We start from the raw sequence: 23850 nt of genomic DNA, 5'->3' as shown, positions 1-23850 counted from the left end.
TTCCCGGAGATGCGGAAAAAGTTCCGGACGATGCCGAATCCTTTCCCAGGCCGCGTCCGTCATCACCCTGACCCAACAAAGGAGTCTGGTCGATGAAGCTCCACATCCTTCCCGTTTCCCCCAACAGCCGCAAGGTCCTGGCCGTCGTCCATCATCTCGGCCTGAAGCCCGAGATCGCCTGTCTCGACTTCGCAGCCGGCGACACCAGGACAGCGGAATTTCTCGCCCTCAACCCCAACGGTATGGTGCCGGTTCTGGTCGACGGCGATTTCCGCCTCTGGGAGTCCAACGTCATCAACCAGTACCTGGTCGAGAAGGCGGGCGGTTCCCCGCTGTTCCCGCGCGACCCGCAGATCCGCGCCGACATCACGCGCTGGCAGTTCTGGGAGCAGGCGCATTTCAACAGGGCGTTCGGCACACTGATCTTCGAAAGCCTCATCAAGCCGAAATTCGGCATGGGCGAGGTGAGCCCCGGGCTCGTCGAATACTGCCTGCGCGAGACCAGCCGGTTTGCCGCGGTCCTTGAGGGGCACCTCGAGGGACGCTCGACCATGGTCGGCGACGACGTCACCCTGGCCGACTATGCGATGATCTGCCTCGAGAGGTACCGCGGTCTGACGTCGTTCGACTGGTCGCCGTTCCCCAACATCAACCGCTATTTTGACGACTTCCGCGAGACCGGAGCCTGGGTCAAGGCCGCACCGCCGCAGTCGGTGCCGGTCGAGCGAGTGCTGGTGCGGGCATGAGCCTGCACTGTTGACTTGAGTTCATTGCCGGGAGCGCGCCACTCCGCGGCGCTCATGCTCTTCTTTCGATCCGCAAGCGGTGGGTCTGCTACCTCGTGAGCGCCACGGAGTGGCGCGCGCCCGGCGAAGACGCATGACGCCCCGATGACGGGGCGGGCGACGATGGTCTGCTACCCACAGGCCACGGCGTAGATGTGCTGGACCTCGCCGGGCAGGGGCATCGCCTCCCAGGTCTGGCCGGCGTCGCGCGTGCCGAACACCTCGCCGTCGTAGCGCGCCCCGATGTAGACCTGCCTGGGGTCGGTCGGGTGCAGGCCGATCGACATGATGGTGCCGTGCACCTGGACCTTGTCGAAGCGCTTCCAGCTCTGGCCGCCGTCCTGGCTGCGATAGAGCCCGCCGTCGTGGCTGGCCGCGGCGACCGAGAGCGCGGCATAGAGCGTGTTGGGCTCGCTCGCCGAGGCCTTCACGTCGCGGCCGTACGTCGTCGGCGAGAACTTGCCGACCTCCATGTCGCTCCAGTTCTTGCCGCCGTCGGTCGTGCGGAACAGGCCCATGCGCAACGCTACGATGGCCGAGTCGGGATTGACCGGATCCATGGTGATGGCGTGGCCGTCCAGCATGCCTTCCGCCGTGGTGTCGCTCACGATCTTGCTCTTGAGATGGGGCAACTCGGAAAGCTTGATCAGGCCGGCGCTGCAATCTTCCCAGGTCTCGCCGCCGTCGGTGCTGCGCATCACGCCGTTGATCTCGAGCGCGGCGTAGATCTCGTTCGGCCGTCCGGGATGCTGGGCGAAACGCATGACACGCGAGGCGAACGGCCCCTTGCAATGCGTGCCGACGGCCGGCGTGGCGAGCTTGCGCCAGGTGGCGCCGCCATCGTCGCTGCGGTAGACGTCGATCGGCGAGGCGCCGGCGAAGATCCGCTTGGGATCGCGCGAGTCGACCAGGAAGCACCAGACCTGCTTGTTGGCGTCGGGAAATCCGGTGCGCCGGAAGGTGGCGCCGCGATCGGTGCTGCGCCACACGCCGTCGCTGGTGCCGGCAAATACCGTCTCGGGATCCTTGGGATGGACGAAGACCGTGTAGGCCTCGACCGTTCCCAGCACGTGCTGCCAGTCGCCGCCGCCGGCGGCGCGGCGGAACACGCCGACCTTGCCCTTGTGATCCGGCTTGCCGAAATATCCGGCGACGCCGACATAGACGTTCGATTGCTCGGCCATTGTCTCCTCCGGGATCAGTTCTTCTTCGCGACGATCCTTTGGCACCTCGGTAGGCTGATGCTTCCTCGCGCTATTTCTTCTTCGCGACGAGCGGGCATTCGCCCTGGTCCATCGGACGGAACGCCTCCTCGGCGGACATCCTCGAGACCAGATTGTAGTAGTCGTAGGGGCCCTTCGATTCGGACGGCTTCTTTACCTCGAACAGGTACATGTCGTGCATCTTGCGGCCGTCGGCGCGGATGTAGCTCTGGCCGAACACCGGGTCGTCCCACTTGATCTCCTTGAGCTTGGCCATCACGGCGTCGCTGTTGTCCGTACCGGCCGCCTTGATGGAATTGAGATACTGCAGCGCCGACGAATAGAAGCCGGCCTGGATGCTGGTCGGCATCTTGCCGCCGTGCTTGGCGGCGAAGCGCTTGGAGAAGGCCCGGGTCTTGTCGTTGAGATCCCAGTAGAACGCCTCGGTGAGATTGAGGCCCTGGGCGCGCTCGAGGCCGAGCGAATGCACGTCGGTGATGAAGACCAGCAGGCCTGCGAGCTTCTGGCCGCCCTTGACGATGCCGAACTCGGCGGCCTGCTTGATCGAGTTGATGGTGTCGCCGCCGGCATTGGCGAGGCCGATGATCTGCGCCTTCGATCCCTGGGCCTGCAGCAGAAAGGACGAGAAATCGTTGGTGTTGAGCGGGTGCTTGACCTCGCCCACCACCTTGCCCCCGGACTTGGTCACCACCGCGGCGACGTCGCGCTGCAGGGCATAGCCGAAGGCGTAGTCCACGGTGAGGAAGAACCAGCTCTTGCCGCCCGCCTTGACCACCGCCGAGCCGGTGCCATTGGCCAGGGCGAACGTGTCGTAGACCCAGTGCACGGTGTAGGGGTTGCAGAGCTTGCCGGTCAGATCCGACGAGGCGGGATCGGTGGCGAAGTAGATCCTCTTCTTGTCGTTGGCGACACGGGAGGTGGCGATCGACGACGACGAGGCGCCGGTGCCGAAGATGGCGTCGACCTGCTCGGTGTCGAACCAGCGGCCGGCGATTGTCGCCGCGACGTCGGCCTTGTTCTGCACGTCGGCCTGAATGATCTCGATCTTCTTGCCGTTGATCGTGCCGCCGAAATCCTCGACCGCCATCTGCACCGCGAGGACGGCGCCCGGGCCGTTGATGTCGGCGTAGAGGCTCGACATGTCGGTGAGCACACCCAGCTTGACCACATTGTCGGTAAGTTGCTGGGCCGGTGCCACCGTCGCCCAGGCGGCCATGGCGAGGGCGGAGGCGCCCAACATCAAACGCTTCATCACAATTTCGCTCCCAAGAGTTTTTGGTTGAGCGGACCCTAGCAAGGTGCTGGCATGCGCGCAAAGCAAAGAGGAAGCAGCCAGACATGTTCGAGCAGATCGTGGACGTGCCCACCAAGGACGGGGCGATGGAGACCTTCGTCTGCCATCCCGAGCGCGGCGGGCCCTATCCGCCCGTCCTGTTCCTGATGGACGCGCCCGGTATCCGCGAGGAGCTCTACGACATGGCGCGGCGCCTTGCGACGGTGGGTTACTACGTGCTGCTGCCCAACCTCTATTACCGCGCCGGCAGGGACACCAAGTACGGGCCCGATGTCCTCGACAAGGGGAGCGCCGAGCAGGCGCGCATGCGCGCGGTGCGCACCAAGATGACCATCCCGCCGGTGATGGACGATGTCGCGGCGCTGATCGCCCATGCCGACCAGCAGAAGGCATCGAAGAAGGGCCCCGTCGGCACCCACGGCTATTGCATGAGCGGGCCCTATTCGCTGGCGGCCGCGGCGCGCTATCCAGACCGTATCGCGGCTGCGGGATCGTTCTACGGAACGTGGCTGGTGAGTGATGCCGTCGAGAGTCCGCACCTCACGCTCGGCAAGGCCAAGGGCGAGCTCTACATCTCCTGCGCCGAGCACGACGAGCTGGCGCCGCCCGACATGGTCAAGGAGTTGAAGGTGCTGTTCGACAGGTCCGGCAATCCGGGCGAGCTCGAGGTGCACCCCGGCGTCCATCACGGCTTCGCCTTCCCGCAACGCTGGTGCTACGACAAGCCGGCTGCCGAGCGCCACTGGGAACGCCTGATCGCGCTGTATCGGCGGCGGCTGGGGTGATCATTTTCCTCAGCAGCGTCTTCGCTGAGGTGTCCGCGTCTTTCGCGGACGGAGGGGGCATGAATCATGCGGACCGCGGGCGTCTCGCCCGCTCATCGTCAACAAGAGCGGGCGAGACGCCCCCCGTCCCGTAGACCAAGACCGCTCCGTCGCCGTATGACGGCGAAACCTCCCCAGCGGAGCTGGGGAGGAGTATGAACTACGCCACCTTCGCCGGCTGGCGCCGCTTGTCGACCTGCCAGGTGTCCAGCATCTCGCGCGCGTGGTTCGACTTGGGATCCATCGCGCTCTCCCGGCCTGGGACCTTGGCGGCGAGCTCGATCACGTAGCCGTTGGGGTCGCGGAAGTAGATCGAGCGGATGAACTTGTGGTCGGAGACGCCGCGCACCTCGCGTCCCTCGGCCTTGCCCTTGGCGAACATCTGCTCGAGAACATCCGGCTCCACCTCGAGTGCGATATGCAGGTCGAAGTCGTGCTGCTCCTTGAACTCGAACGGCATGTCGGGCGCCTCGAAAAAGGCGAGGCACGAGCCGTCGTCGAGCTGGAAGAAGGTGTGCAGCACCCCGGTGCCGGTCTTGCGGCCGGTGATCGTCTGCTCGATCCTGAGCGTGTGCACGAGCGGCAGGCCGAGGAAATCCTCGTAGAAGCGCCGGGTCTCCTCCGAGTCGCGGCAGCGATAGGCGTTGTGGTGCAGACCCTTGATCATGGGACTCTCCTGGTCAGATCGCCTGCCAGGGTTGTCCCTTGGTCGAGGCGCAGAAGCCGTTGAAGGTTTCGTAGATCTTCGCGTAGTTCGGCCCGGCTTTGAAATTGGCGAGCCAGCGCTGGATATTGGGATAGGCCGACATATCGCAATGGATCAGTTCGCCCGCCGTGGTGACGGCGGCACCGAAATAATCCGCGATCGTAAGCTGGTTACCGCACAGGTACTTGTTGCTCGGGCCGATCCAATGGTCGTTCAGGATCTGCAGCCAACCCTTCGACTTCTCCTTGCCCCAGGCCACGACGGCTTCCTGCACCTTCGGGTCCTCGCGCTTCAGATGGGGGAAGAGCTGCGGGTAGATCAGGCCATACCCCCAGTCGCGATAGAAGTTGGAGTTGAACCAGTCCATGACCTCGTTCACGCGGGCCCGCTGCTTGAGGTCCTTCGGATAGGTGTCCGAGCCGATCTTCTCGGCGAGGTAGCGCAGGATCGCCGCGCTCTCGGTCAAGCGGAAATCGCCGTCCTCCAGCATCGGAATCAGGTGGTTGGGGTTGATCTTGCTGTAGGCCGGCTCGTAGTGCTGGCCTTTCAGGATGTCGACGACCTCCATGTCGACCGGGATGTTGTTGTCGGCAATGAACTGCATCACCGGGCGGCTGGTCGTGGATACGGGATGCATGTAGAGCTTCATCGTCTTCTCCCTGTCAGTGGTCGAGCCGGACGTCCTCGAACCGGCAGTGATTATAGAACGGGTGGATGGGCAGGTTCACGCCTTTGACCTCGGGCCGCCGGCACGTCGTGGTGCCCCGGACGTGCTGTATCACGGGACGGGCGCCGCCTTCCGGTAACTTTTTGTCGATCCGTAACGCGACGACCGGCGAACGGCAGCATGTCTCGCGGGAATAGTGACCCGGCGCTTGTCGCGCCGCGTCCCCGAGCTTAAGGGAGCTTGAGAACCGTTCGGCCGACGGCAACCTGCCAAAGGGCGGCAATCAGGACGATGACGGCCACGGCGAGGAAGGCTGCGCGATAGCTGGCCAGCGCAGCGATGACGGCGAACAGGGGTGGTCCGATGACTGCCCCGGAGAAGGCGAGCGCCGTCTGCACGGCAGCGACCGCGGCAACCTGTCCCGGCGGAGCGAGGTGGGCGAACTCGGCGATCGACACGCCGTTCCAGCTGATCACCACCGTTCCGTAGGCGACCACGATGGCGGCGATCAACCAGTAGGGCGTGTCGGTCGCGATCAGCGCCGTGGCGGCGGCGCCGGCGGCGATGGCGAGGCCGGTCCAGCCGAGCAGCATCATCCGCGGCAAGCGGTCTCCCAGCGCACCCAACACCAGGCGCTGTCCGGTGCCGGCCAACTGCGCGAGGAACAGCAGGAAGCCTGCCTGGGCGATGTCGAGCCGGCAGTGCTCGTAGAGATAGGTGACCAGGAAGAAAGTGAAGGTGTGCTGGGCCACGACATAGATCAGCGCCGACAGGCCGAGCACGCGCAGCGCCGGGTGCCCGATCACGAATCGGAACGAGCGCCAGATGCCGGGCGACGGGCCGGGCGGCGTCATCGCGGCATCGAGACGGCGGCGCAGCAGGCCGAGCCCGAACGCGCCGGCCAGCAGCATAGCCCCGGCCGCCAGGGAGGCGCCGCGCCAGCCGACCCAGCCGAGCAGCAGCGGCAGCACGATGCCTGCGGTGGCGAAACCGACCGGCACGCCGGTCTGCTTGACCGAGAAGACCAGGCTGAACCAGCGCCGCGGCACGCGCTGGCTGAGGATGTGCGCCGAGGCCGGATTGATCGGTCCCTGGGCCAGCCCGATCAGTACGACGGCCACGACCGTGGCGACGAGCGAGGCGGCCGCGGTCACGGCCAGCCCCGCCGCGGCCGCGATCATGGCGAGCTGGCAGACCCGGACGGCGCCGAGCCGGGCGATGGCGCCGGCGCTGCCCAGCGCAATCGCCGCGGCGACCGCATAGGTGATGGCCGTGAAGCCACCGACCAGCTTGGGATCGACTGCGAGGTCGCGCGCCACGGCAGGCATCAGCACGCTGAGCGCCAGCACGGCCAGGGAGATCGCGATCTGGGTGCCGAGCATGGCACCCACCGGCACCAGGGCGGCTTTCAGCTCGGCGTGCGGCTCACCCATAGACCAGGCGGGGCAGCCACAGGCTAATGCCCGGAAGGTACGTGATGGCGATGAGTAGGCCGAGCATCAGGACGATGAAGGGATTGACCCCCCTGATAACGATAGCGAGCGGTGTCCTGGACACCGTGGCGAGAACGTAGAGGTTGAGGCCGACCGGCGCGGTGATCAGCGCGAGCTCCATGTTGACGGTGACGACGATCGCGAAATGAACCGGGTCGATGCCCAGGGGCTTCAGGACCGGTATCAGGATGGGCATGGCGATCAGCAGGATCGAGGCGACCTCGAGGAACATGCCGAGCACGATCAGCATGAGATTGATGGCGAGAAGGAACTGCCAGGCGGAGAAGCCGTTGTCGCGGATGAACTGCACCAGGGCGGCCGGAATCCCCGACTCGGTGATCCAGTGGCCGAACGCCAGGGCGGTGGCGATGATGATCATGATGGTGCCGGCGTTCTTGATCGATTCGCCGATCACCGACAGGGTCTCCGACGCCTTGAAGCCCTTGTAGTAGAACAGGCTGATCAGCAGGGCCACGGCGGCGGCCAGCGCCGCCGTCTCGGTCGTCGTCACCCAGCCGCCATAGATGCCGACGGCGATGATCACGGGCATGGAGAGCGCCGGGATGGCGTCGATGTTGACGCGCCAGAACTCTTCGCGCGAGCGCGGGGGCTCGGCCGCCAGGTTGTGGCGGCGGCCGTACCACAGCACGTAGAGGATGAAGATCGTCGCCTGCATCAGTCCCGGAACGACGCCGGCCAGGAACAGTCGCGGCACCGATTCGTCGGCGATGATGGCGTAGAGGATCAGCGGCAGGCTGGGCGGGATCAGGATTCCCAGCGTGCCCGAGGCGGCGGTGACGCCGAGCGCGAACGGCCTGTCGTACTTGCGCTCGATCATTGCCGGAATCAGGATCGTGCCCATGGCGAGCGCGGTGGCGACGGAGGAGCCGCAGATCGCCGCGAACATGGCGCAGGCGGCGACGCAGACCACGCCGAGCCCGCCGCGCACGTTGCCGACCCACGCCGCCGCGACGTCGACAAGAGCCTTGGCGATGCCGCCGCGCTGCATGAACGAGGCGGCCATGACGAAGAAGGGCACGGCGAGCAGTGTCGTCGAGTTGAGCTCGTCGAGCATCTTCTGGGCGATGCCGACCAGCGGCTTGCCCTCGATGGCGAACATCGAGCCGGCCGAGACGCCGAGCACCAGCCAGATCGGCAGGCCCATGCCGAGCAGGACGAAGAAGACGACGGCGAACAGCTTGGTCATGGCTACTCGCGCCCCGAATGGACTTCCATGGTCGCGGGATCGAAGGCGAAGCAGAACTGCCACAGCCGCCGTGCGTAGCGCATCGACATCAGCGCGGCGGAGACCGGCAGGGCGGCGTAGTAGATCCAGAGCGGAAAGCCGAGCGCGGTGTTGCTGCGCTCGCCGAGGTCGAAGGAGTCGTAGGCGACCAGCCAGCCGTACCAGGTGAGCCCCAGGCAGAAGCCGAGGGCGATGGCGCAGTTGGCGATCTCGACCCAGCGCTGGCGCTCGGGCCGCATCATGCGCAGCAGCAGGTCGGCGCGCACGTGGCCATCCTCGCGCACCAGCAGGCTGGCCACCAGGAAGGCGGCCCAGATGATGATGTAGACCGTGAGCTCCTCGGCGACCGAGAAGTCGATCGCCGTCGTTACGTAACGGCCGACGATTTGGGTAAGGTAGACAACCAGCCCGAGAGCGCCCAGCAGACCGATCAGCCAACGCTCTATCCTGTCCCATGCATCGAGCATGCGAACCCTCCGCCTGTCGTCGATATGGTGGAAGAGAAAGGGGCGCCCGCCTGCACGGGCGCCCCTGTCGTTTAGCTCTTGCCGCTGATGCCCAGCGCCGCGTTGGCCTGGGCGACCAGGGCCGGGTCGAGCTTGAGCTCCTTGATGACGGTGTCCTGCGTTACCATCAGGCGCTTGCGCGTCGCATCGAGAGTCGCGGCGTCGGGCGTGACCGCCTTGATCCCGGCTTTCTGCAGGGTCTCGAACGATTCGGCCTGGCTCGCCGCCATGTCCTTGCGCCAGCCGTCAATCTTGGACGCCCACAGGCCGGACACGACCTTCTGCAGGTCAGGTCCCAGCTTCTTCCAGAACGCCTCGCCCACCATGGGGATGTATTGGGCGAAGAACTGGTGATCCTGCAGCGAGAATTTCACCCCGGAATCCCAGAGCTTCGCTGACTTGACGCTCTCGTTGGTGGTGAACAGCGCGTCGAACGTGCCCTGGCTCAGCGCCAGCGGCACGTCGGGCCACGCGGTGAAGTTCGGCACGCCCTCGAAGAACTTGACCCGGACCATCTGACCGGCGCCGCCCGACGTGCGGATCTTGAGGCCCTTGAGATCGTCCGGACTGTTGAGCGGCTTGGCAGTCGAGAAGGTATGCGACGCGCCGAGGTCGAGCCACTTGCCGAGGATGTGCACGCCGAGCTTCTTCTCGAGCATGCCGTTCAGCGCGCGGCCGACGTCGCCATCGATGACCTTGTACACCTCGGCGGCCGTGCGGCCGTAGAAGGCCGGCGACTGGGTGATATCGAGGTTGGCCTCGATGCCGGTCAGGTTCCACGGCCCCGGGACGCCCATCTCGGCGCCGCCCTGGCGCAACGCCTTGCCGACGTCGCGGTCGCGAAACAGCTGGGCCGAGTGGAACACCTCGACCTTGATCTTGCCGCTGGCGACCTTCTCGAGCTCCTGGGCGAAGCTCGTCATTTGCAGGGTACGCGTGTGGGTCGCCGAGGTGTCGAGCGACAGCCGCATCTTCACCGGTTCCTGGGCCCGCACAAGTGCCGGAGCGGCGAGGGTCGAAGCGGCGACGCCGCCCAGCAGGGTCCTTCTAAGCATACTCACTTTCCTCCCAAACCAGACCGTCTTGTTCATTCGCCGGCGGTTCGGCGTGTCACATGCCGAAGAGATCCGCCTTGTTGAGGACGGTGTTACGCAGAATACGAATCGACGCAACGTCGACCATGATGCCATCGACGTTGATCGCGCCCAGACCCTTGGCCTCTGCTTCGGCATAGGCCTTCTCGAGCTTGCGCGCGCGGGCGACATCCTCGGGTTTCGGCGAGTACACATCAAGCGCGATGTCGATCTGCGACGGATGGATGGCCCACTTGCCGACGCAGCCCAGGATCATCGAGCGCTTGCATTCCTCGCGGTAGGCATCGGGATTGCGGAAATCGGCGAACGGGCCGTCGACCGGATCGATGCCGGCGGCGCGGCACGCCATAATCAGGCGGAAGCGGGCGTAGTGCCAGATGTCGCCGGGATAGCCGTCGGTCTCGCCGACATTCTTGTTGGTGACGCCCATCGAGGCCGAGAAGTCACCCATGCCGAACACCAGACATTCGAGGCGCGGCGTGCAGGCGGCGATGGCGTCGACGTTCTGCATGCCCTCGACCTCCTCGATCAGAGCCTCGAGGCCGATGCGGCGCTTGAGCTTCAGCTTCTTCTCGAGCTGGTGCAGGAGCTTGTCGGCGAACAGCACGTCGGCCGGCGTCAGCACCTTGGTCATCATGATCGTGTCGAGATGCTCGCCGGCGCCCTCGACCACCTCGATGATGTCCTCGAAGGCGTATTCGGTGGTGAGGTCGTTGATGCGCACGCAGCGGGTCTTCTTACCCCAGTTCAGTGACTTCAGGCCCTCGACGATCTTCTTGCGCGCCTGGCGCTTCTGGCTCGGGGCGACGGCGTCCTCGAGGTCGAGGAAGACGTGGTCAGCCTTCGAGTCGGCCGCCTTCTGGATCATCTTCTCGCTCGATCCCGGCGTGGAAAGCTGGACGCGGCGCGCGCGGCGCGGACGGTCGGTCATGTCGGATCTCCCTCAGGCAATGATTTTCCCGGCCCGCAGCCGCGCAATATCCGCGCCACCGAGGCCGAGGCCGGTCAGATACTGGTCGGTGTGCTCGCCCAGCAACGGGGCGCGATGGCGCACTCGTCCGGGTGTTTCGCTCATCTTGATCGCCACGCCGGCGACCTTGGTCTCGTGCGCGAGGCCGGGATGGGGTACCGACACCACCATGTCGCGGGCGGCGAAATGCGGGTTGGCGAAGACGTCTCGCACGTCGTTGACCGGCGCGAACGGCACCTGCCCGCCGAGATGGTCCAAGAGCTGCTGCTTGGTTCGATCGCGGGTGAAGGCGGAGACCGCCTCGATGATCTCCTCCTGGTTGGCGCGGCGGTCCTGGACCGTGGCCAGGCGCGGATCCGTGCCGAGCTCGGGCCGGCCGATCAGCCGGCACAGGATCGGGAAATGCGTGTCGGCGTGGGCGGCGATCGTGACGTGGCCGTCCTTGGCCGGGAACATGCCGAACGGGCAGAGCAGGGGGTGATGGTTGCCTTCCGGTACCGGAACGCCGCCGGTGTAGGAGTGCTGGTGCACGATGCGCTCGCAGAGCGACAGGATGGCGTCGACCATGCCGACATCGACCAGCTGGCCCTGGCCGGTCTTGTGAGCGCGAAGTATGGCGCTGACGATGCCGACGGCGCACATGGTGGCAGGCATCAGATCGCCGATGCCCGGGCCGACCTTCATTGGCGTGTCCTTGTCCGGACCGGTGATCGCCATGACGCCGCCGAACGCCTGCGCCACCACGTCGTAGGCCGGCCAGTCGGTGTAGGGACTGCGGCCGGTGCGCCAGTCGCCGAAGCCGCGGATGGTCGCGTAGACCAACCTGGGGAACCGCTCGTGCATCGTCTCGTAGCCCAGCCCCAGCCGGTCCATGACGCCGCCGCGGTAGTTCTCGACGATGGCGTCGGCGCCCTCGCACAGCCGCAGCACGAGCTGGCGGCCCTCCGGCTTCTTGAGATCGACGGCGACCGATTTCTTGTTGCGGTTGACCGAGGCGAAGTAGCCGCCGAACGCCTTCAACGTGTCGTCGGCGTGGTAGGGACCGACGATGCGCGTGTGGTCGCCGTCGAGCGGCTCGACCTTGATCACCTCAGCCCCCTGGTCGGCCAGCAGCATGGTGCAGAACGGCCCCGCCAGCATCTGCGTCAGATCGACGATGCGGACCCCGTCGAGCGCGCCGAGGGGGGAGGTCATGCGTTTTCCCTCCTCCCCAGCTTCGCTGGGGAGGTGTCGGCGTCTTCGCCGACGGAGGGGTCATGCTTTCTTGGACCGCGGGCGTCACGCCCGCGCAGATTCATGAGCGGGCGAGACGCCCGCGGTCCCGAAGACCAAGTCCCCGCCGCCCCCTAAGACGGGGCCCATCCCCCGCAAGGCTGGGGAGGAGGTCCTGAACTCACTTATCCCCCCAGTGGGTGCGGCGCTTGATCAGCACCGTGCGCTCGCCTTCGAAGACGTGCTTGTCGTCCTGGTTGACGCCGTAGTGCCTGAAGCGGACGATGCCGCCGTCGGGCCGCGGTCCGTCCTTCGTCTCCAGCACCTCGCTGTAGCAATAGAGCGTGTCGCCGTGGAACACCGGCGCCTTCAGCCGGATCTTGTCCAGGCCGAGCTCCATCAGGGCGTTCTCGGCGGTGTCCTCGGCGGCAAGCCCGATGCACATCGAGATGGTGACGCCGCCGAAGCCGAGCCGCTTGCCCCAGGGGCTCGACGACATCAGGTGCTCGTTGAAGTGACCCTCGGCGGTGTTCATGGTCACGTTGGTGATCCACACCTGCTCGAGAGGCTCGACCGTCTTGCCGCGGGCGTGCTTCAGGACGTCGCCGACGGTGAAGTCCTCGAAGTAATTGTGGCTGCCGGTCAGGGCGCAGACCTTCATCAATTCCTCCCGCGGCCCAGCAGTCGATCGGAAATGATGCGCTTCTGGATCTCCGACGTACCCTCGAAGATCTTGGTGAGACGCGCATCGCGCCAGTGGCGCTCGACGGCATGCAGGGTCGTGTAGCCGGCGCCGCCGTGGATCTGGATGCCCTCGCTGCATACCCGCTCGGCCATCTCCGAGGCGAACAGCTTCACCATCGATGCTTCCTTGTCGCAGCGCTGGCCGGTGTCGATCTGCTCGCAGACGAAGTAGTTGAGCTGTCGCGCCGCCTCGATCTGGGTCGCCATCTCGGCGATCTTGAAGCGGATTGCCTGAAAGTCCGCGATCGACCGGCCGAACTGCTTGCGGTCGTTGGCGTAGGCGATCGAATCGTCGAGCGCGCCTTGCGCGAGCCCGATGGCGCGCGCGGCCGTGTGGGCGCGCGCCGTCTCGAGGCCCGAGGTGGCGTAGTAGAAGGCGTGGCCTTCCTCGCCGATCATGTCGGACGCCTCGACGCGGAAATTGTCGAACGCCAGCTCGTAGGTCTTCCAGCCGAAATAGCCGATCTTGGGAATCGGCGCGCCGCTGCAGCCCTTGGGCAGCTCGCCGCGCTTCTTCTCGACGAAGAACATCGACAGGCCCATGTGCCGCTTGTTCGCCGGCGCATCGGAGGTGCGGGCGATGATGATCAGGAAGTCGGCGCCGTCGGCGAAGGTGCACCAGTACTTGTTGCCGCTGATCAGGTAGCCCGTGCCATCCTTGCGGGCGCGGCAGGATATGTTGGCGATGTCGGAACCGGCATTGGGCTCGGACATGGAGAAGGCGCCCAAAAATTCGCCCTTCGCCATGCGCGGCAGGTAGCGCGCCCGCTGCTCCTCGCTCATCATCTGCGCGCCGATCAGGAGGTTGCCGCGCGCGATCAGCGAGGCGACGCTCATCCAGCCGCGCGACAGCTCCTCGGTGACCAGGCAGTACTCGAAGCAGCCCAGGCCGAGGCCGCCGTACCTCTCCGGGATGAGGATGCCGAAATAGCCGAGCTCGGCCATCTTGTCGCGCAGCGACATCGGGATGTCGCCCTTCTCGGGGTCGAGCTTGTTGGCGACCGGCAGGACCTCGTTGAGGGTGAACTCGCGCGCCTGCTCCTGGATCATGCGGCGCTCTTCGGTGATGTAAGGCATGTTAGGGATTCCTGAGACGCACGAGGTTGGTGCGCTTGAAGTCGATGACGATCTCGTCGCGCTGGTTGAGGCCCTTGCTGTGCCAGGTGACGATGCCGAACCCCTTGTGGGAGTCGGACACGCGGCGGTCGAGCACCTCCGACTCGGCGCGGAGCGAATCACCGGGATAGACGGGCTGGTGGAAGCCGAGCTCGTTGACCCCGAGGAACGGCCCGCCGCCTTCGCTCAGATCTTCGACCGTGAGGCCGAACACCGTGGTGAAGACGAGCATCGGGTTGGCGACGACGCCCGGATGGCCGTGCGCGCGGGCGTAGGCGGCGTTGTAGTAGTGCGGATTGAAATGCAGCGTCAAGGTGGAGAAGAGAGTGCTCTCCGACTCGGTGATGGTGCGCCCCCAATGGTGTCGGAACACCCGCCCGACCTCGAAATCCTCGTACCGGTTGCCCTTCGGCACCAGCCGGGCGCGTGATCTGAAATCTTCCGTCATTCTGTCTCCAATTCATCTCCCTCCCCAGCTTCGCTGGGGAGGTGTCGCCGTCTCACGGCGACGGAGGGGTCATCGCCGGGAGCGCGCCACTCCGTGGCGCTCTTCTTGTCGATCACACATTCCATGAGCGCCACGGAGTGGCGCGCTGCCGGCCATGAGAGGAAAGTGACTAGCCCCTCCCCGACGCCCGCGCGAGCTCGCCGACATCGTCCAGCGTATCGATGCGTTCGATCGCGTCGAACAGGCGCTTCGCGCCCGCCGCGCCCAACACGGGCACGACCAGGCTTTCGTACTTGTTCTCGATGGCCTTGCGCTGCTTGGCGAGGTCGGCCCATGGGATGCCGGAATCGTGCGAGGCCTCGATGGTCGTGCCGTCGTCGAGCTGGATCGCCATCTCGGCCAGCGAGTGTTCCCAGTTGGGCTTGAACTCGATCGCCATCTTCTCGCGCAGGGCCTGGATGCGCGGCTCCCGCGTGACCGCCTCGTTGTAGGAGTCGAGATTGGCCGTATCGACGCCGGTCAGCGCCATCGCCACGGTCTGGCGCAGCGAGAACTTGGCTTCGAGGCCGCTGGTCGGATGGGGGATGTTGCACACGCGGTCGGCCCCAGCGTCGATGCGCAGCAGGATTTTCTTCACCCGCTCGGGCGGGAAGTTGCTCTTGAGCCTGATCTCCTTGGCGCACTCGATCGGCGCATGCGTCAGGTAGCAGGCGGCATGGTACTTGAAGAGGTTGTTTCGCAGGTGCCATCCCTGCGGGGCCTCGCCGAGCGCTTGCTCGGCGTTCAGATGGTCACTCTGCGAGGAGGCAAACCCCTGATCGCACTCGAGCACGTCGCTGCGCGCGGTAAACCCCTTGGCGGCGAGGCGCGCGGCGCGCAGGCCGTGCTCGGAGGCGGTGCCGGCGTGCAACGGCTTGCACATCGTGCCGAAGCTCGACTTCAGGCCCGCGGCCTGGGTCGCCGCGATGCCGAACGCGACGGCGAGCTGGCGGTCGCTGAGGCCGAGCATGCGGCCGGCCGCGGCCGTGGCGGCGAACGAGCCGACCGTTCCGGTGACATGAAAGCCCTTCTGATAGTGGCTCGGTGAGACGAGGCGGCCGACCCGCCCCGAGGTCTCGTAGCCGGCAACGAAGCTCTCGATGAAGAGACGACCCGAGGCGCCGGTCTGCTCGCCGAGCGCCAGCAGGGCAGGGACCACCGTTACCGTCGGATGGCCACCCATCGAGAAGTTGACGTCGTCATAGTCGAGGGCGTGGCTTGCCGCCCCGTTGATCAGGGTGGCGGCCGACGGCAGCACCCTCTCGCTGCGACCGACCACGGTCGCCGGACCCTTGGCGCCATCCTCGAGCGCCTCCCGAACCAGGATCTCGGTGAGCTCCTCCTGGGCGCCGGCCACCGTGACGGCGAACCAGTCGAGCAGGCACTGCCTGGTGCGCTCGATCAGGTCGTCGGGCAGGTCGGTCCAGGCGAGAACGGCGGCGCGTCGGGCGATCTCGGACGTGACGGCAACGGTGGCCATGGCGACTCCTTGCGGGCAATCCTCTAAGTTTCCGACGAGAGCACGCGCATTGTCTACTGCGGCGCGGCGTCCTCGCGCTTCCGCGCTACGATATGGAAGATGTGCCAGTGCTTGGCGTTGCCGCGAGGCGTGACGCCGTCGGCCTCCTCTTCTTCGAACATCTCAAGATCGAAACTGTCGAGCAGCCCGAGCGCCTCGTCGCGGCTGAGGAACGTCATGCCGGAGCGGCCGACCCAGCTGTCGCGCGGCCCGTACCATTGGCCGGCGAAGCGGCCGCCCGCCGGCAGGGCGTCGCGAATGCGCTGCCAGAGCCGGCGGAAGTCGTCCGGTGCGCACAGCGGCATGGCGAAGCTCGAGTTGACCAGAGTGACGCCAAGCGGCAACGGGACGTCCTCGAACCGGGCGACGATGGGCGTCAGGTCGCTGCCGGCGGGCAGGGGACGCGCCTGCAGCCTCTTGAGCGCTTCCGGTTCGGCATCGACGGCCACGACACGCCAGCCGCGGCGCAGTATCTCGATCACGTCGCGTCCGTCGCCGCATCCGAGATCGATGGCGAGCGAGCCCGCCGAGGCTGGTCCGAAGCGATCGAGCGCGGTGAGAAGGGTGCGGCGTGGCGGCCGGTCGCGAAGCTTCTCGTAATAGGCGGCCCAGTCGGCCGATCGGTCGTCCGTCATGGGCTCCCTTGCCGGGCACGCGAGCTTGTCGCGCGCCGGCCCGTGTGATCGTATCGCCCGCAACGATAATACGAACGTGCTCAGGGAGGAAACCGATGAGGGTGTGCGCGCGCATTTGCGTCGTCCTCGCGCTCGTCTTCGCGCCGGCCGCGCGGGCCGACGTCAAGGCCTTGGAGAAAGCCGCCAGGAAGGAAGGGGAGCTGACCTGGTATGTCGCCCACTACACGTCGGAGGGCGCCGAGGAGCTCGCCGACGGGTTCGGCAGGCTCTACGGCGTCAAGGTGAACGTGGTGCGGATGGCGGCGCAGGTCGCCTATCAGCGCCTCCTGCAGGACCTCAAGAGCAACCAGCCGATCTGTGACGTCTTCTCATCGACCGACATTGGCCACTATGTGCGGCTCAAGACCAAGGCACTGTTCGAGAGATATGTTCCGGAGTCATCGGCCAGGATCCTGCCGGCCTTCCGGAACTTCGACCCCGACGGCTACTATCATGCGACCTCGGCCGGCCTGGTCGCGCTCACCTACAACAGCGCCAAGGTGAAACCGGAGGAAGCGCCCAGGAAGTGGCAGGACCTGCTCGACATCAAATGGAAAGACAAGGTGTCGACCGGCCATCCGGCCTTCTCCGGCTATATCGGCACCTGGGTGTTGGCGATGAGCAATCTCTATGGCTGGGAGTATTTCGACAGGCTGGAGAAGAACCGACCCCAGATCGGCCGCTCGATCAACGACACCGTGAAGGCGCTCACGGCCGGCGAGCGCGTGGTCGCCGCCGGTGCCCTGGGACCGACGCTGTTCAGTGCGGCCCGCGGCAGTCCGCTGGCGGTCTCCTACCCGAGCGACGGCGCCGTGCTGGTCATCGCGCCGTCGGCGATCATGAAGGATGCCCGACACCCCAATGCCGCCCGGCTGTTCATGGAGTATCTCGATTCGCTCGAGGCGGCGAAGATCAGCGCCAAGCACTTCTCCATTCCGCTGCGGCCCGAGGTGCCGGCGGCACCCGGCGCGAAGCCGATCAGTGAAATCAAGACGATCCAGCCGACCGTGGCCGAGATCGACAAGGGCATGCCCGAAGTGATCGAGCATTGGCGCGACACGTTCGGGAATTGACAAGAATGCGCTGGGAGCGCGCCACTGCACCTCCCATGAGCGCCATCGGAGTGGCGCGCTCCGAGCCATGAGCCTCTCTTCCATTTTCGCGGCATCGTGGTGCGCGCCGGGCGTGCTGGGTGTCTCCCCCATCATCGGAACGATGACGGAGGAAGATTGGAGAAATATCGAATCTCTGGCATTTTCGCTGGAGGGAGCAGACATGGCGTCAGCGTGCCGCAGTGGTCGTCGGCGCGTCGTTGCGCCGCTGCTCTGGTGCAGCCTGCCCCGTCCCTGGCCCTTGATCTTCATACCGTCGACGCGCGAACTGTCGGCCGCGGTCTTCTCAACGGCCCGAGCATCAAGGTGGCGTCCGTCATGATTTTCGAGATGAGCGAGGAGGGCACTCTCGAGTACCTGGCTGCGCTCGCCCTGATCCTGCAGGGGCTGCTCATGCCGACCCTGCCGCTGCCGTGGACCGGCCCAAAGGCACTGGGTCGCGATTTCGTGCCGAGGCCCAGCGCGACATGAGCAAGCTCGCGCTCAGAAACGTCTCCCGCTTCTACGGCTCGGTCGAGGCTGTCGCCGATTTCTCGCTCGAGCTCGCCCAGGGGGAGTTCGTGTCGCTGCTGGGGCCCTCGGGCTGCGGCAAGACAACGACCTTGCGCATGATCGCGGGCTTCGTGCCGCCGTCGGCCGGCACGATCGAAATGGACGGCCAGGTGATCTCCTCGCCGACGAACGTGGTGCCGCCGGAGAAGCGGCGCATGTCCATGATCTTCCAGAGCTACGCCATCTGGCCGAACATGACGGTGGGCGAGAATGTCGGCTTCGGCCTGCAGGTGCGCAAGCTGTCACGAGCCGAGATCGACCGCCGGGTCGACGCCATCCTCGACGTGGTCCAGATGCGCAGTCTCAAGGGCCGCTATCCGGCCGAGCTGTCGGGCGGCCAGCAGCAGCGCGTGGCGCTGGCCCGCGCCATCGTGGTCGAGCCCGAGGTGCTGCTGCTCGACGAGCCGCTCAGCAACCTGGACGCCAACCTGCGCGAGGAGATGCGCTTCGAGATCCGCCGCCTGCACGATGCCTTCAAGATCACCACGGTCTACGTGACGCACGATCAGTCGGAGGCCATGGTGACCTCGGACCGGATCGTGGTCATGAACAAGGGCCGGATCGAGCAGGTCGACGCCCCGCACAAGCTCTATGTCCGGCCGAAGAGCCGGTTCGTGGCGGGCTTCATCGGCCGCACCAATTTCCTCGAAGGCAAGCGGCAGGGCAGCGATGTGTGCTTCGATGGCTTCTCGGCGGCGGCGAGCCGCCTGGAGGGCGCGGACGCTGCGGGTGGGCTGCTCTATTCGCTGCGCCCGCAGGCGATCGGCCTGTCGAGCCAGAAGCCCAACGGCAACAGCGTCGCCGTCGAAGCGGAAATCGCCGGTCGCTCCTACCTCGGCGAGTATTGGGACTACCAGGTGCGGCCGCTCGCCGGCGCCGGGGCGGTGCGGGTCTCCACCGGCCCGAACGCCATCTTCGAGGTCGGCAGCCGCGTCTGGCTGGAGATCGATCCCGCGGCCATGGTGCGGGTGGAGTAGGAGCGACAACGTCGCGACGACAGCCATGATCGAGGAACGTCGAGATAGCTACTACGGGCAGACAATTGGGGAACGGGTCGCGCTGGTGGCAGGAGAACTTGCCGCTGACGGCGTTGGTTTCTGGCGGGTCGTTTCTTTTGACCGGCAAGGATTTGATCTGTCTGGTGACGATCTGACCCAATACGTCCGTCGCAACGTACTTGCCTTGCTGCACAATGGCGCAAAGCCGGTCATTTGGGTGGCAAACGTCATTGACGGCCGCGGCCGGCTACCTGCCGAATACGGGCGCATGCCCGACGAGATCGCCGACGCCACCATCGCGGAATGGCTGCGCGAGAAAGAGAACTCCACTGTCCGCGTGTGGTTTGCGTTGCCTCAAATGTGCCTGAAGCTCGAATAGGGAGCGAAAGGCGAAATCGCAGGGCGGCTCTGTTCAGGGTGTCTGGCTGGACGTCCAGTCGGCATGGTACGGATGGTTCCTCGTCCACGACCAGAGAGCAGCCATGACCGCCGGACCGCTTTCCCGATTCACCGTCCTTGACCTGACTCGGGTGCGCGCCGGTCCGACCGCAGTGCGCTATCTCGCCGACTGGGGTGCCAACTGCATCAAGGTCGAGATGCCGCCCGGCGCCGGCGATATGGACATGGGCGGGCCGCGCCACGGACCCGACTTCCAGAACCTGCATCGCAACAAGAAGTCGATCACGCTCAACCTCAAGGAGCCGGACGGCAAGGCCGTCTTCATGAAGCTGGTCGAGAAGGCCGACGTCGTGGTCGAGAACTACCGCGCCGACGTGAAGTTCCGGCTCGGCATCGACTACGAAAGCCTCAAGAAGGTGAACCCCCGCATCGTCCTGGGCTCGATCTCGGGCTTTGGCCAGGACGGGCCCTATGCCGAGCGCGCCGGCTTCGACCAGATCGCCCAGGGCATGGGCGGCCTGATGTGGGTGACGGGGATGGAGGGGCAGGGCCCGGTGCGCGCCGGTATTGCTGTCGCCGACGTCGGCGCCGGCCTGCACTGCGCCATCGGCATCCTGATCGCGCTCCTGGAACGCGAGACCTCGGGGCAGGGCCAATGGGTGTCGAGCTCGCTGCTGCAGGCCATGATCTCGATGTGCGACTTCCAGGCGGCGCGCTGGACCATCGCCAAGGACGTGCCCGGGCAGGCGGGCAACAACCATCCGACCTCGATTCCGACCGGGGTGTTCAAGACCAGGGACGGTTACATCAACATCGCGGCGTCCGGAGGCCACATCTACAAGCGCTTCTGCGAATGCATCGTGGCGCCGGAGCTGTTGACCGACGAGAGGTTCGCGACCGACAAGGCGCGCCGCACCAACCGCGACCTGCTCAACTCGGAGATCGAGAAGCGGGTCGAGGCCTACGGCAGCGCCGAGCTGGTCGAGAAGCTGAACAAGGCCGGCGTGCCCGCCGGCCCGATCTACAAGATGGACGAGATGTTCGCCGACCCGCAGGTCAAGCACCTGATGATGGCCCATCCCGTGAAGTCACCCAAGCTCGGCGAGATCGAACTCATCGGTCAGGCGATCAACATGAGCCGCACGCCGTTCGAGATGCGCTCGGCGACGCCCGAACAGGGCGAGCACACCGAAGCGGTGCTCAAGGAGGCAGGCTACGACGATGCTGCCATTGCGAGCTTCCGGCAGCGTGGCGTGATTTAGAGTCAGAATCCTCCCCAGCTTCGCTGGGGAGGTGTCGCCGTCATACGGCGATGGAGGGGTCATGCGTCATCGCTGGGAGCGCGCCACTCCGTGGCGCTCATAGGATGTGTGATCGAACGAGAAGAGCGCCACGGAGTGGCGCGCTCCCGGCCTTGCCACCTCCGTCGCCGTATGACGGCGACACCTCCCCAACTTCGTCGGGGAGGAGAACATGAATGGAGACCCCGTCATGATCAGTCCAACCCCCAACATGATTGCCGAGAAACATGGGCCGGTCGGCAAGCTCGTCTTCAACAAGCCGGCGAAGCACAACGCCACCTCGACCGACATGTGGGAGGCGATCCCGGTCATCCTCGATGATTTCGAGAAGGACCCCGCGATCCGCGTCGTGGTGGTGACCGGGGCAGGCGACAAGGCCTTCGTGTCGGGCGCCGACATCTCCGAGTTCGAGAAGGCGCGCTCGACGCCCGAGCAGGTCGCCTACTACGACAAGATCGGCGAGGTCGCCAATGCGCGCCTCACCAAGTGCTCGAAGCCCACGATCGCCCGCATTCGCGGCTACTGCATCGGCGGCGGCCTGGCGGTTTCCCTGACCTGCGACATCCGCATCGCTTCGGACAAGTCGAGATTCGGCGTACCGGCCGCGCGGCTCGGTCTCGGCTATCGCGCCGCCGGTCTCAAGAACCTGATGGACCTGGTCGGCCCGGCCTATGCCAAGGAGATCTTCTTCACGGCTCGCCATTTCAGCGCCGAGGAGGCGCTGGGGATGGGACTGCTCAACCGCGTGGTGCCCGACGGCGAGCTCGACGCCTACGTCGACAACTACTGCAAGCTGATCGGTGAGAACGCGCCGCTCACCATGCATGCGGCCAAGCGCACCCTCGAGGAGCTGACGCGGCTGGACGGTAAGCCTGATTTCGGGCGCACCAGCGCGCTGGTGCAGGAGTGCTTCGCCTCCGAGGACTACATCGAGGGCCGCCGCGCCTTCATGGAAAAGCGCCGTCCGCAGTTCAAGGGGCGGTGACGAGCGCCATGCTCTTCTGGGCCGCGAGCGTCTCGTTCGCTCATGAGCTTGAGCGAGCGAGACGCTCGTGACCCGGAAGACGATGAGCCTTCGGCAGTCCCCTGCAACTCGAAGCATTTGGTCTTTGCACGGCACGGGCGCACTGTTCAAAATATCCGGCACTATCAGGAGAGATTCCCATGCCCGTTCTCAGCCGCGAACAGATCGATGCCTTTTGGCGCGACGGCTATCTCATGGTCGAGGACGCCGTGACGCCGGCCCAGCTCGCGGCGCTCAGGGCCGAGATCGACTCCTGGGTCGAGCAGAGTCGGGCGCATTCCCGGCCGTTCGGCCCGCCGACGATCGACGGCCGCCCGCGCTTCGACATGGGTTCCGAGCACAGCGCTGAGAAGCCGGCGCTGCGGCGCATCAACAACCCGTCGGACATCTCGGACACCTATCGGGAGGTCATGCTCGACGCCCGCACGGTCGATATGGTGGCCGACCTGATCGGACCGGACGTCAAATTCCATCATTGCAAGATTAACCTGAAACTGTCGGGCGCCCGCACCGAGGTCGCCTATCACCAGGACTTCGCCTATACCCCGCACACCAACTCCGACATCGTGACGGCGCTTCTCTTCCTCGACGACATCGACGAGAGCAACGGTTGCCTCACCGTGGTGCCGGGCTCGCACAAGGGCCCGATGCTGTCGCTGTTCGACGGCGAGCGTTTCACCGGCGCGGTGGCGGCTGATGCGGAAAAGCAGGCACTGGCCCGGTCGGTGCCGTGCGTCGGCAAGGCGGGCAGCGTTTGCCTGATGCACACCAAGCTCCTGCACGGCTCGGCCGCCAACGGCGCCGACAAGGCGCGCGGCCTCTATATCTGCGTCTACACTGCCGCCGACGCCGTGCCGATCGCGCGCAACCCGATGCCGAGCCCGAACGAAGGGCGCATCGTGCGCGGCAAGGAGGCAAGGTTCGCCCGTCTGACCGAGGGGCTGGTCGAGCTGCCCAAACAGCCCAAATCAGCCTCGTTCTTCACCGTGCTGGGTCAGGAGTCGAAGCAGGCGGCGGAGTGAGCGATCCATTCCCCGCCATTGCCGAGGCGGAGGCAAGCGGCTCGACGGCCGAGCTGTTTGCCGACATCCGTGCGACGGTGGGCGTGCGGGTGGTCAATCTGGTATGGCGCCATCTGGCAACGATGGACGAGGCCTTGCCGTGGGCGTGGGCCGCCGTGAGGCCGCTCTATCAGCAGGGCATGGTCGACCAGACGGTCATCGGATTCCGGCAAGCCATGGCCTTGCCGCGTCTGGCGACTCTTGCCGGCGACGAGCCGGCAAGCGTCGACGCCGTGCTGGCGAGCTACGACCATTCGAACACGGTGAACCTTTTCTCTTTGGGAGCGCTGGCAGCGTGGCTGCGCGGGGAGGGGGCGGCGCACGGCTTGCCGCAACCTGGCACACGTCTTCCGACGCCCGACGTGGCTCTGCCGGCACTCGCCTCGGAAAACGACGTCACGCCGGAAACATGGCGACGGGTCTTGCGGCTCAATTGCTTCGGCGACTCGGAGCAGCCGCTGATTCTTGCCAGCATGTATCGTCATGTGGCCCATGCGCCGGCGTTCCTCGCCCGCCTCGAGCCTGCGCTGGCGGCGGTGCAGGCGGACGGCTCACTGGATCGCGCCATCGCGGCAAACCGCGAGGCAGCCCGTCGATCCTCTCGTCTGCTGGCGCGCGCAATCACTGCCGAACGCCCTGCGCACGCCACCGACATCGAGAGTTCGGTCTCGGCCTTCGTCAACCACGCCATCGGCAAGATGGTCACGATCTGCCGGGCGATCCGGGTGGCGCGCGAGAGCGCTGCGGCCTGACGTTCGCACCCCTCTTGTGATCCTGCAGCGAGGTGCCTGCCCTGAGCGGAGTCGAAGGAAAGGATCTCATTGTCAGAAGTTTCGGCGTACA

The 23850-nt window shown here is 65.9% G+C and carries 25 protein-coding genes; 10 read left to right on the top strand and 15 right to left on the bottom strand.

The window, feature by feature from the left end; translation table 11 throughout:
• The first annotated feature begins 92 nt into the window (after nt 1-92).
• Entirely contained in the window at nt 93-746 is a 654-nt protein-coding gene (locus AB7O82_RS05435; protein WP_428545685.1) for a glutathione S-transferase family protein, read from the top strand.
• A 170-nt stretch (nt 747-916) separates the two neighbouring features.
• Here AB7O82_RS05435 and AB7O82_RS05430 read toward each other — a convergent pair whose 3' ends face one another.
• Nucleotides 917-1969, bottom strand: a complete 1053-nt coding sequence (locus AB7O82_RS05430) for a VPS10 domain-containing protein (protein ID WP_428545688.1) — start codon at nt 1967-1969, stop codon at nt 917-919.
• 70 nt (nt 1970-2039) lie between these two features.
• Nucleotides 2040-3260: an ABC transporter substrate-binding protein gene (locus AB7O82_RS05425; RefSeq protein ID WP_428545691.1), complete on the bottom strand. Its 1221-nt coding sequence runs from the start codon at nt 3258-3260 to the stop codon at nt 2040-2042.
• Between the two features lie 86 nt (nt 3261-3346).
• Between AB7O82_RS05425 and AB7O82_RS05420 the strand changes: the two genes are divergently transcribed.
• Nucleotides 3347-4087: a dienelactone hydrolase family protein gene (locus tag AB7O82_RS05420; protein ID WP_428618837.1), complete on the top strand. Its 741-nt coding sequence runs from the start codon at nt 3347-3349 to the stop codon at nt 4085-4087.
• Nucleotides 4088-4286: 199 nt separating this feature from the next.
• Here the strand turns inward: AB7O82_RS05420 and AB7O82_RS05415 are convergent, their stop codons facing one another.
• The 13 genes from AB7O82_RS05415 to AB7O82_RS05355 form a co-directional block, all read right to left on the bottom strand.
• Nucleotides 4287-4793: a VOC family protein gene (locus AB7O82_RS05415; RefSeq protein WP_428553855.1), complete on the bottom strand. Its 507-nt coding sequence runs from the start codon at nt 4791-4793 to the stop codon at nt 4287-4289.
• A gap of 13 nt (nt 4794-4806) precedes the next feature.
• On the bottom strand, nt 4807-5481 hold the full coding sequence (locus AB7O82_RS05410; RefSeq protein WP_428553853.1) for a glutathione S-transferase family protein: 675 nt from the start codon (nt 5479-5481) through the stop codon (nt 4807-4809).
• A 248-nt stretch (nt 5482-5729) separates the two neighbouring features.
• On the bottom strand, nt 5730-6932 hold the full coding sequence (locus AB7O82_RS05405; protein WP_428553850.1) for an MFS transporter: 1203 nt from the start codon (nt 6930-6932) through the stop codon (nt 5730-5732).
• The gene (locus AB7O82_RS05400) at nt 6925-8199 is read right to left on the bottom strand and encodes a TRAP transporter large permease (protein ID WP_428553847.1); all 1275 of its coding nucleotides are present in this window, start codon (nt 8197-8199) and stop codon (nt 6925-6927) included. Before AB7O82_RS05400 ends, AB7O82_RS05405 begins: the two co-directional genes overlap by 8 nt.
• Before the next feature lie 2 nt (nt 8200-8201).
• Entirely contained in the window at nt 8202-8705 is a 504-nt protein-coding gene (locus AB7O82_RS05395) for a TRAP transporter small permease (protein WP_428553844.1), read from the bottom strand.
• A 71-nt stretch (nt 8706-8776) separates the two neighbouring features.
• Nucleotides 8777-9799: a TRAP transporter substrate-binding protein DctP gene (gene dctP, locus AB7O82_RS05390; protein WP_428553841.1), complete on the bottom strand. Its 1023-nt coding sequence runs from the start codon at nt 9797-9799 to the stop codon at nt 8777-8779.
• A 55-nt stretch (nt 9800-9854) separates the two neighbouring features.
• On the bottom strand, nt 9855-10769 hold the full coding sequence (locus tag AB7O82_RS05385; RefSeq protein ID WP_428553838.1) for an HpcH/HpaI aldolase/citrate lyase family protein: 915 nt from the start codon (nt 10767-10769) through the stop codon (nt 9855-9857).
• 12 nt (nt 10770-10781) lie between these two features.
• Entirely contained in the window at nt 10782-12002 is a 1221-nt protein-coding gene (locus tag AB7O82_RS05380) for a CaiB/BaiF CoA transferase family protein (RefSeq protein ID WP_428618834.1), read from the bottom strand.
• Nucleotides 12003-12201: 199 nt separating this feature from the next.
• Entirely contained in the window at nt 12202-12681 is a 480-nt protein-coding gene (locus tag AB7O82_RS05375) for a MaoC family dehydratase (protein ID WP_428545552.1), read from the bottom strand.
• Nucleotides 12681-13841, bottom strand: coding sequence for an acyl-CoA dehydrogenase family protein (locus AB7O82_RS05370; protein ID WP_428545549.1), 1161 nt, complete (start codon nt 13839-13841; stop codon nt 12681-12683). Before AB7O82_RS05370 ends, AB7O82_RS05375 begins: the two co-directional genes overlap by 1 nt.
• 1 nt (nt 13842) lies before the next feature.
• Nucleotides 13843-14328 carry a MaoC family dehydratase gene (locus AB7O82_RS05365; protein ID WP_428545546.1) on the bottom strand — a complete coding sequence of 162 codons (486 nt, stop codon included), beginning with the start codon at nt 14326-14328 and terminating at the stop codon, nt 13843-13845.
• A gap of 169 nt (nt 14329-14497) precedes the next feature.
• A complete protein-coding gene (locus AB7O82_RS05360) occupies nt 14498-15847 on the bottom strand; it encodes an MmgE/PrpD family protein (RefSeq protein ID WP_428545543.1) in 1350 nt (449 codons plus the stop codon).
• 53 nt (nt 15848-15900) lie between these two features.
• Nucleotides 15901-16521 carry a class I SAM-dependent methyltransferase gene (locus tag AB7O82_RS05355; protein WP_428545540.1) on the bottom strand — a complete coding sequence of 207 codons (621 nt, stop codon included), beginning with the start codon at nt 16519-16521 and terminating at the stop codon, nt 15901-15903.
• Between the two features lie 95 nt (nt 16522-16616).
• On the opposite strand from AB7O82_RS05355, the gene AB7O82_RS05350 reads away from it, so the two are divergent.
• The 8 genes from AB7O82_RS05350 to AB7O82_RS05315 all read left to right on the top strand — a co-directional run bounded on the left by AB7O82_RS05350 (nt 16617) and on the right by AB7O82_RS05315 (nt 23759).
• A complete protein-coding gene (locus AB7O82_RS05350; RefSeq protein WP_428545537.1) occupies nt 16617-17633 on the top strand; it encodes an ABC transporter substrate-binding protein in 1017 nt (338 codons plus the stop codon).
• 357 nt (nt 17634-17990) lie between these two features.
• Nucleotides 17991-18143 (top strand): hypothetical protein, encoded by a 153-nt coding sequence (locus AB7O82_RS05345; RefSeq protein WP_428545534.1) that lies wholly within the window; start codon nt 17991-17993, stop codon nt 18141-18143.
• Nucleotides 18140-19201: an ABC transporter ATP-binding protein gene (locus tag AB7O82_RS05340; RefSeq protein ID WP_428618832.1), complete on the top strand. Its 1062-nt coding sequence runs from the start codon at nt 18140-18142 to the stop codon at nt 19199-19201. Before AB7O82_RS05345 ends, AB7O82_RS05340 begins: the two co-directional genes overlap by 4 nt.
• A gap of 25 nt (nt 19202-19226) precedes the next feature.
• Nucleotides 19227-19601, top strand: a complete 375-nt coding sequence (locus AB7O82_RS05335) for a hypothetical protein (protein ID WP_428545528.1) — start codon at nt 19227-19229, stop codon at nt 19599-19601.
• A 103-nt stretch (nt 19602-19704) separates the two neighbouring features.
• Nucleotides 19705-20883: a CaiB/BaiF CoA transferase family protein gene (locus AB7O82_RS05330; RefSeq protein WP_428545525.1), complete on the top strand. Its 1179-nt coding sequence runs from the start codon at nt 19705-19707 to the stop codon at nt 20881-20883.
• A gap of 229 nt (nt 20884-21112) precedes the next feature.
• Nucleotides 21113-21907: an enoyl-CoA hydratase gene (locus tag AB7O82_RS05325; protein WP_428545523.1), complete on the top strand. Its 795-nt coding sequence runs from the start codon at nt 21113-21115 to the stop codon at nt 21905-21907.
• A gap of 179 nt (nt 21908-22086) precedes the next feature.
• Complete coding sequence (locus AB7O82_RS05320) at nt 22087-22968, top strand: phytanoyl-CoA dioxygenase family protein (RefSeq protein ID WP_428545520.1); 882 nt, start codon at nt 22087-22089, stop codon at nt 22966-22968.
• Nucleotides 22965-23759 (top strand): hypothetical protein, encoded by a 795-nt coding sequence (locus AB7O82_RS05315; protein ID WP_428545517.1) that lies wholly within the window; start codon nt 22965-22967, stop codon nt 23757-23759. Before AB7O82_RS05320 ends, AB7O82_RS05315 begins: the two co-directional genes overlap by 4 nt.
• Nucleotides 23760-23850 lie beyond the last annotated feature (91 nt).

Origin of the sequence: Reyranella sp. (genome assembly GCF_050185545.1) — a bacterium.
In the GTDB taxonomy this organism is placed as follows: Bacteria; Pseudomonadota; Alphaproteobacteria; order Reyranellales; family Reyranellaceae; genus Reyranella.
The sequence above is the reverse complement of the archived record's forward strand: the minus strand, read 5'-3'. Positions and strand labels throughout refer to the sequence as shown.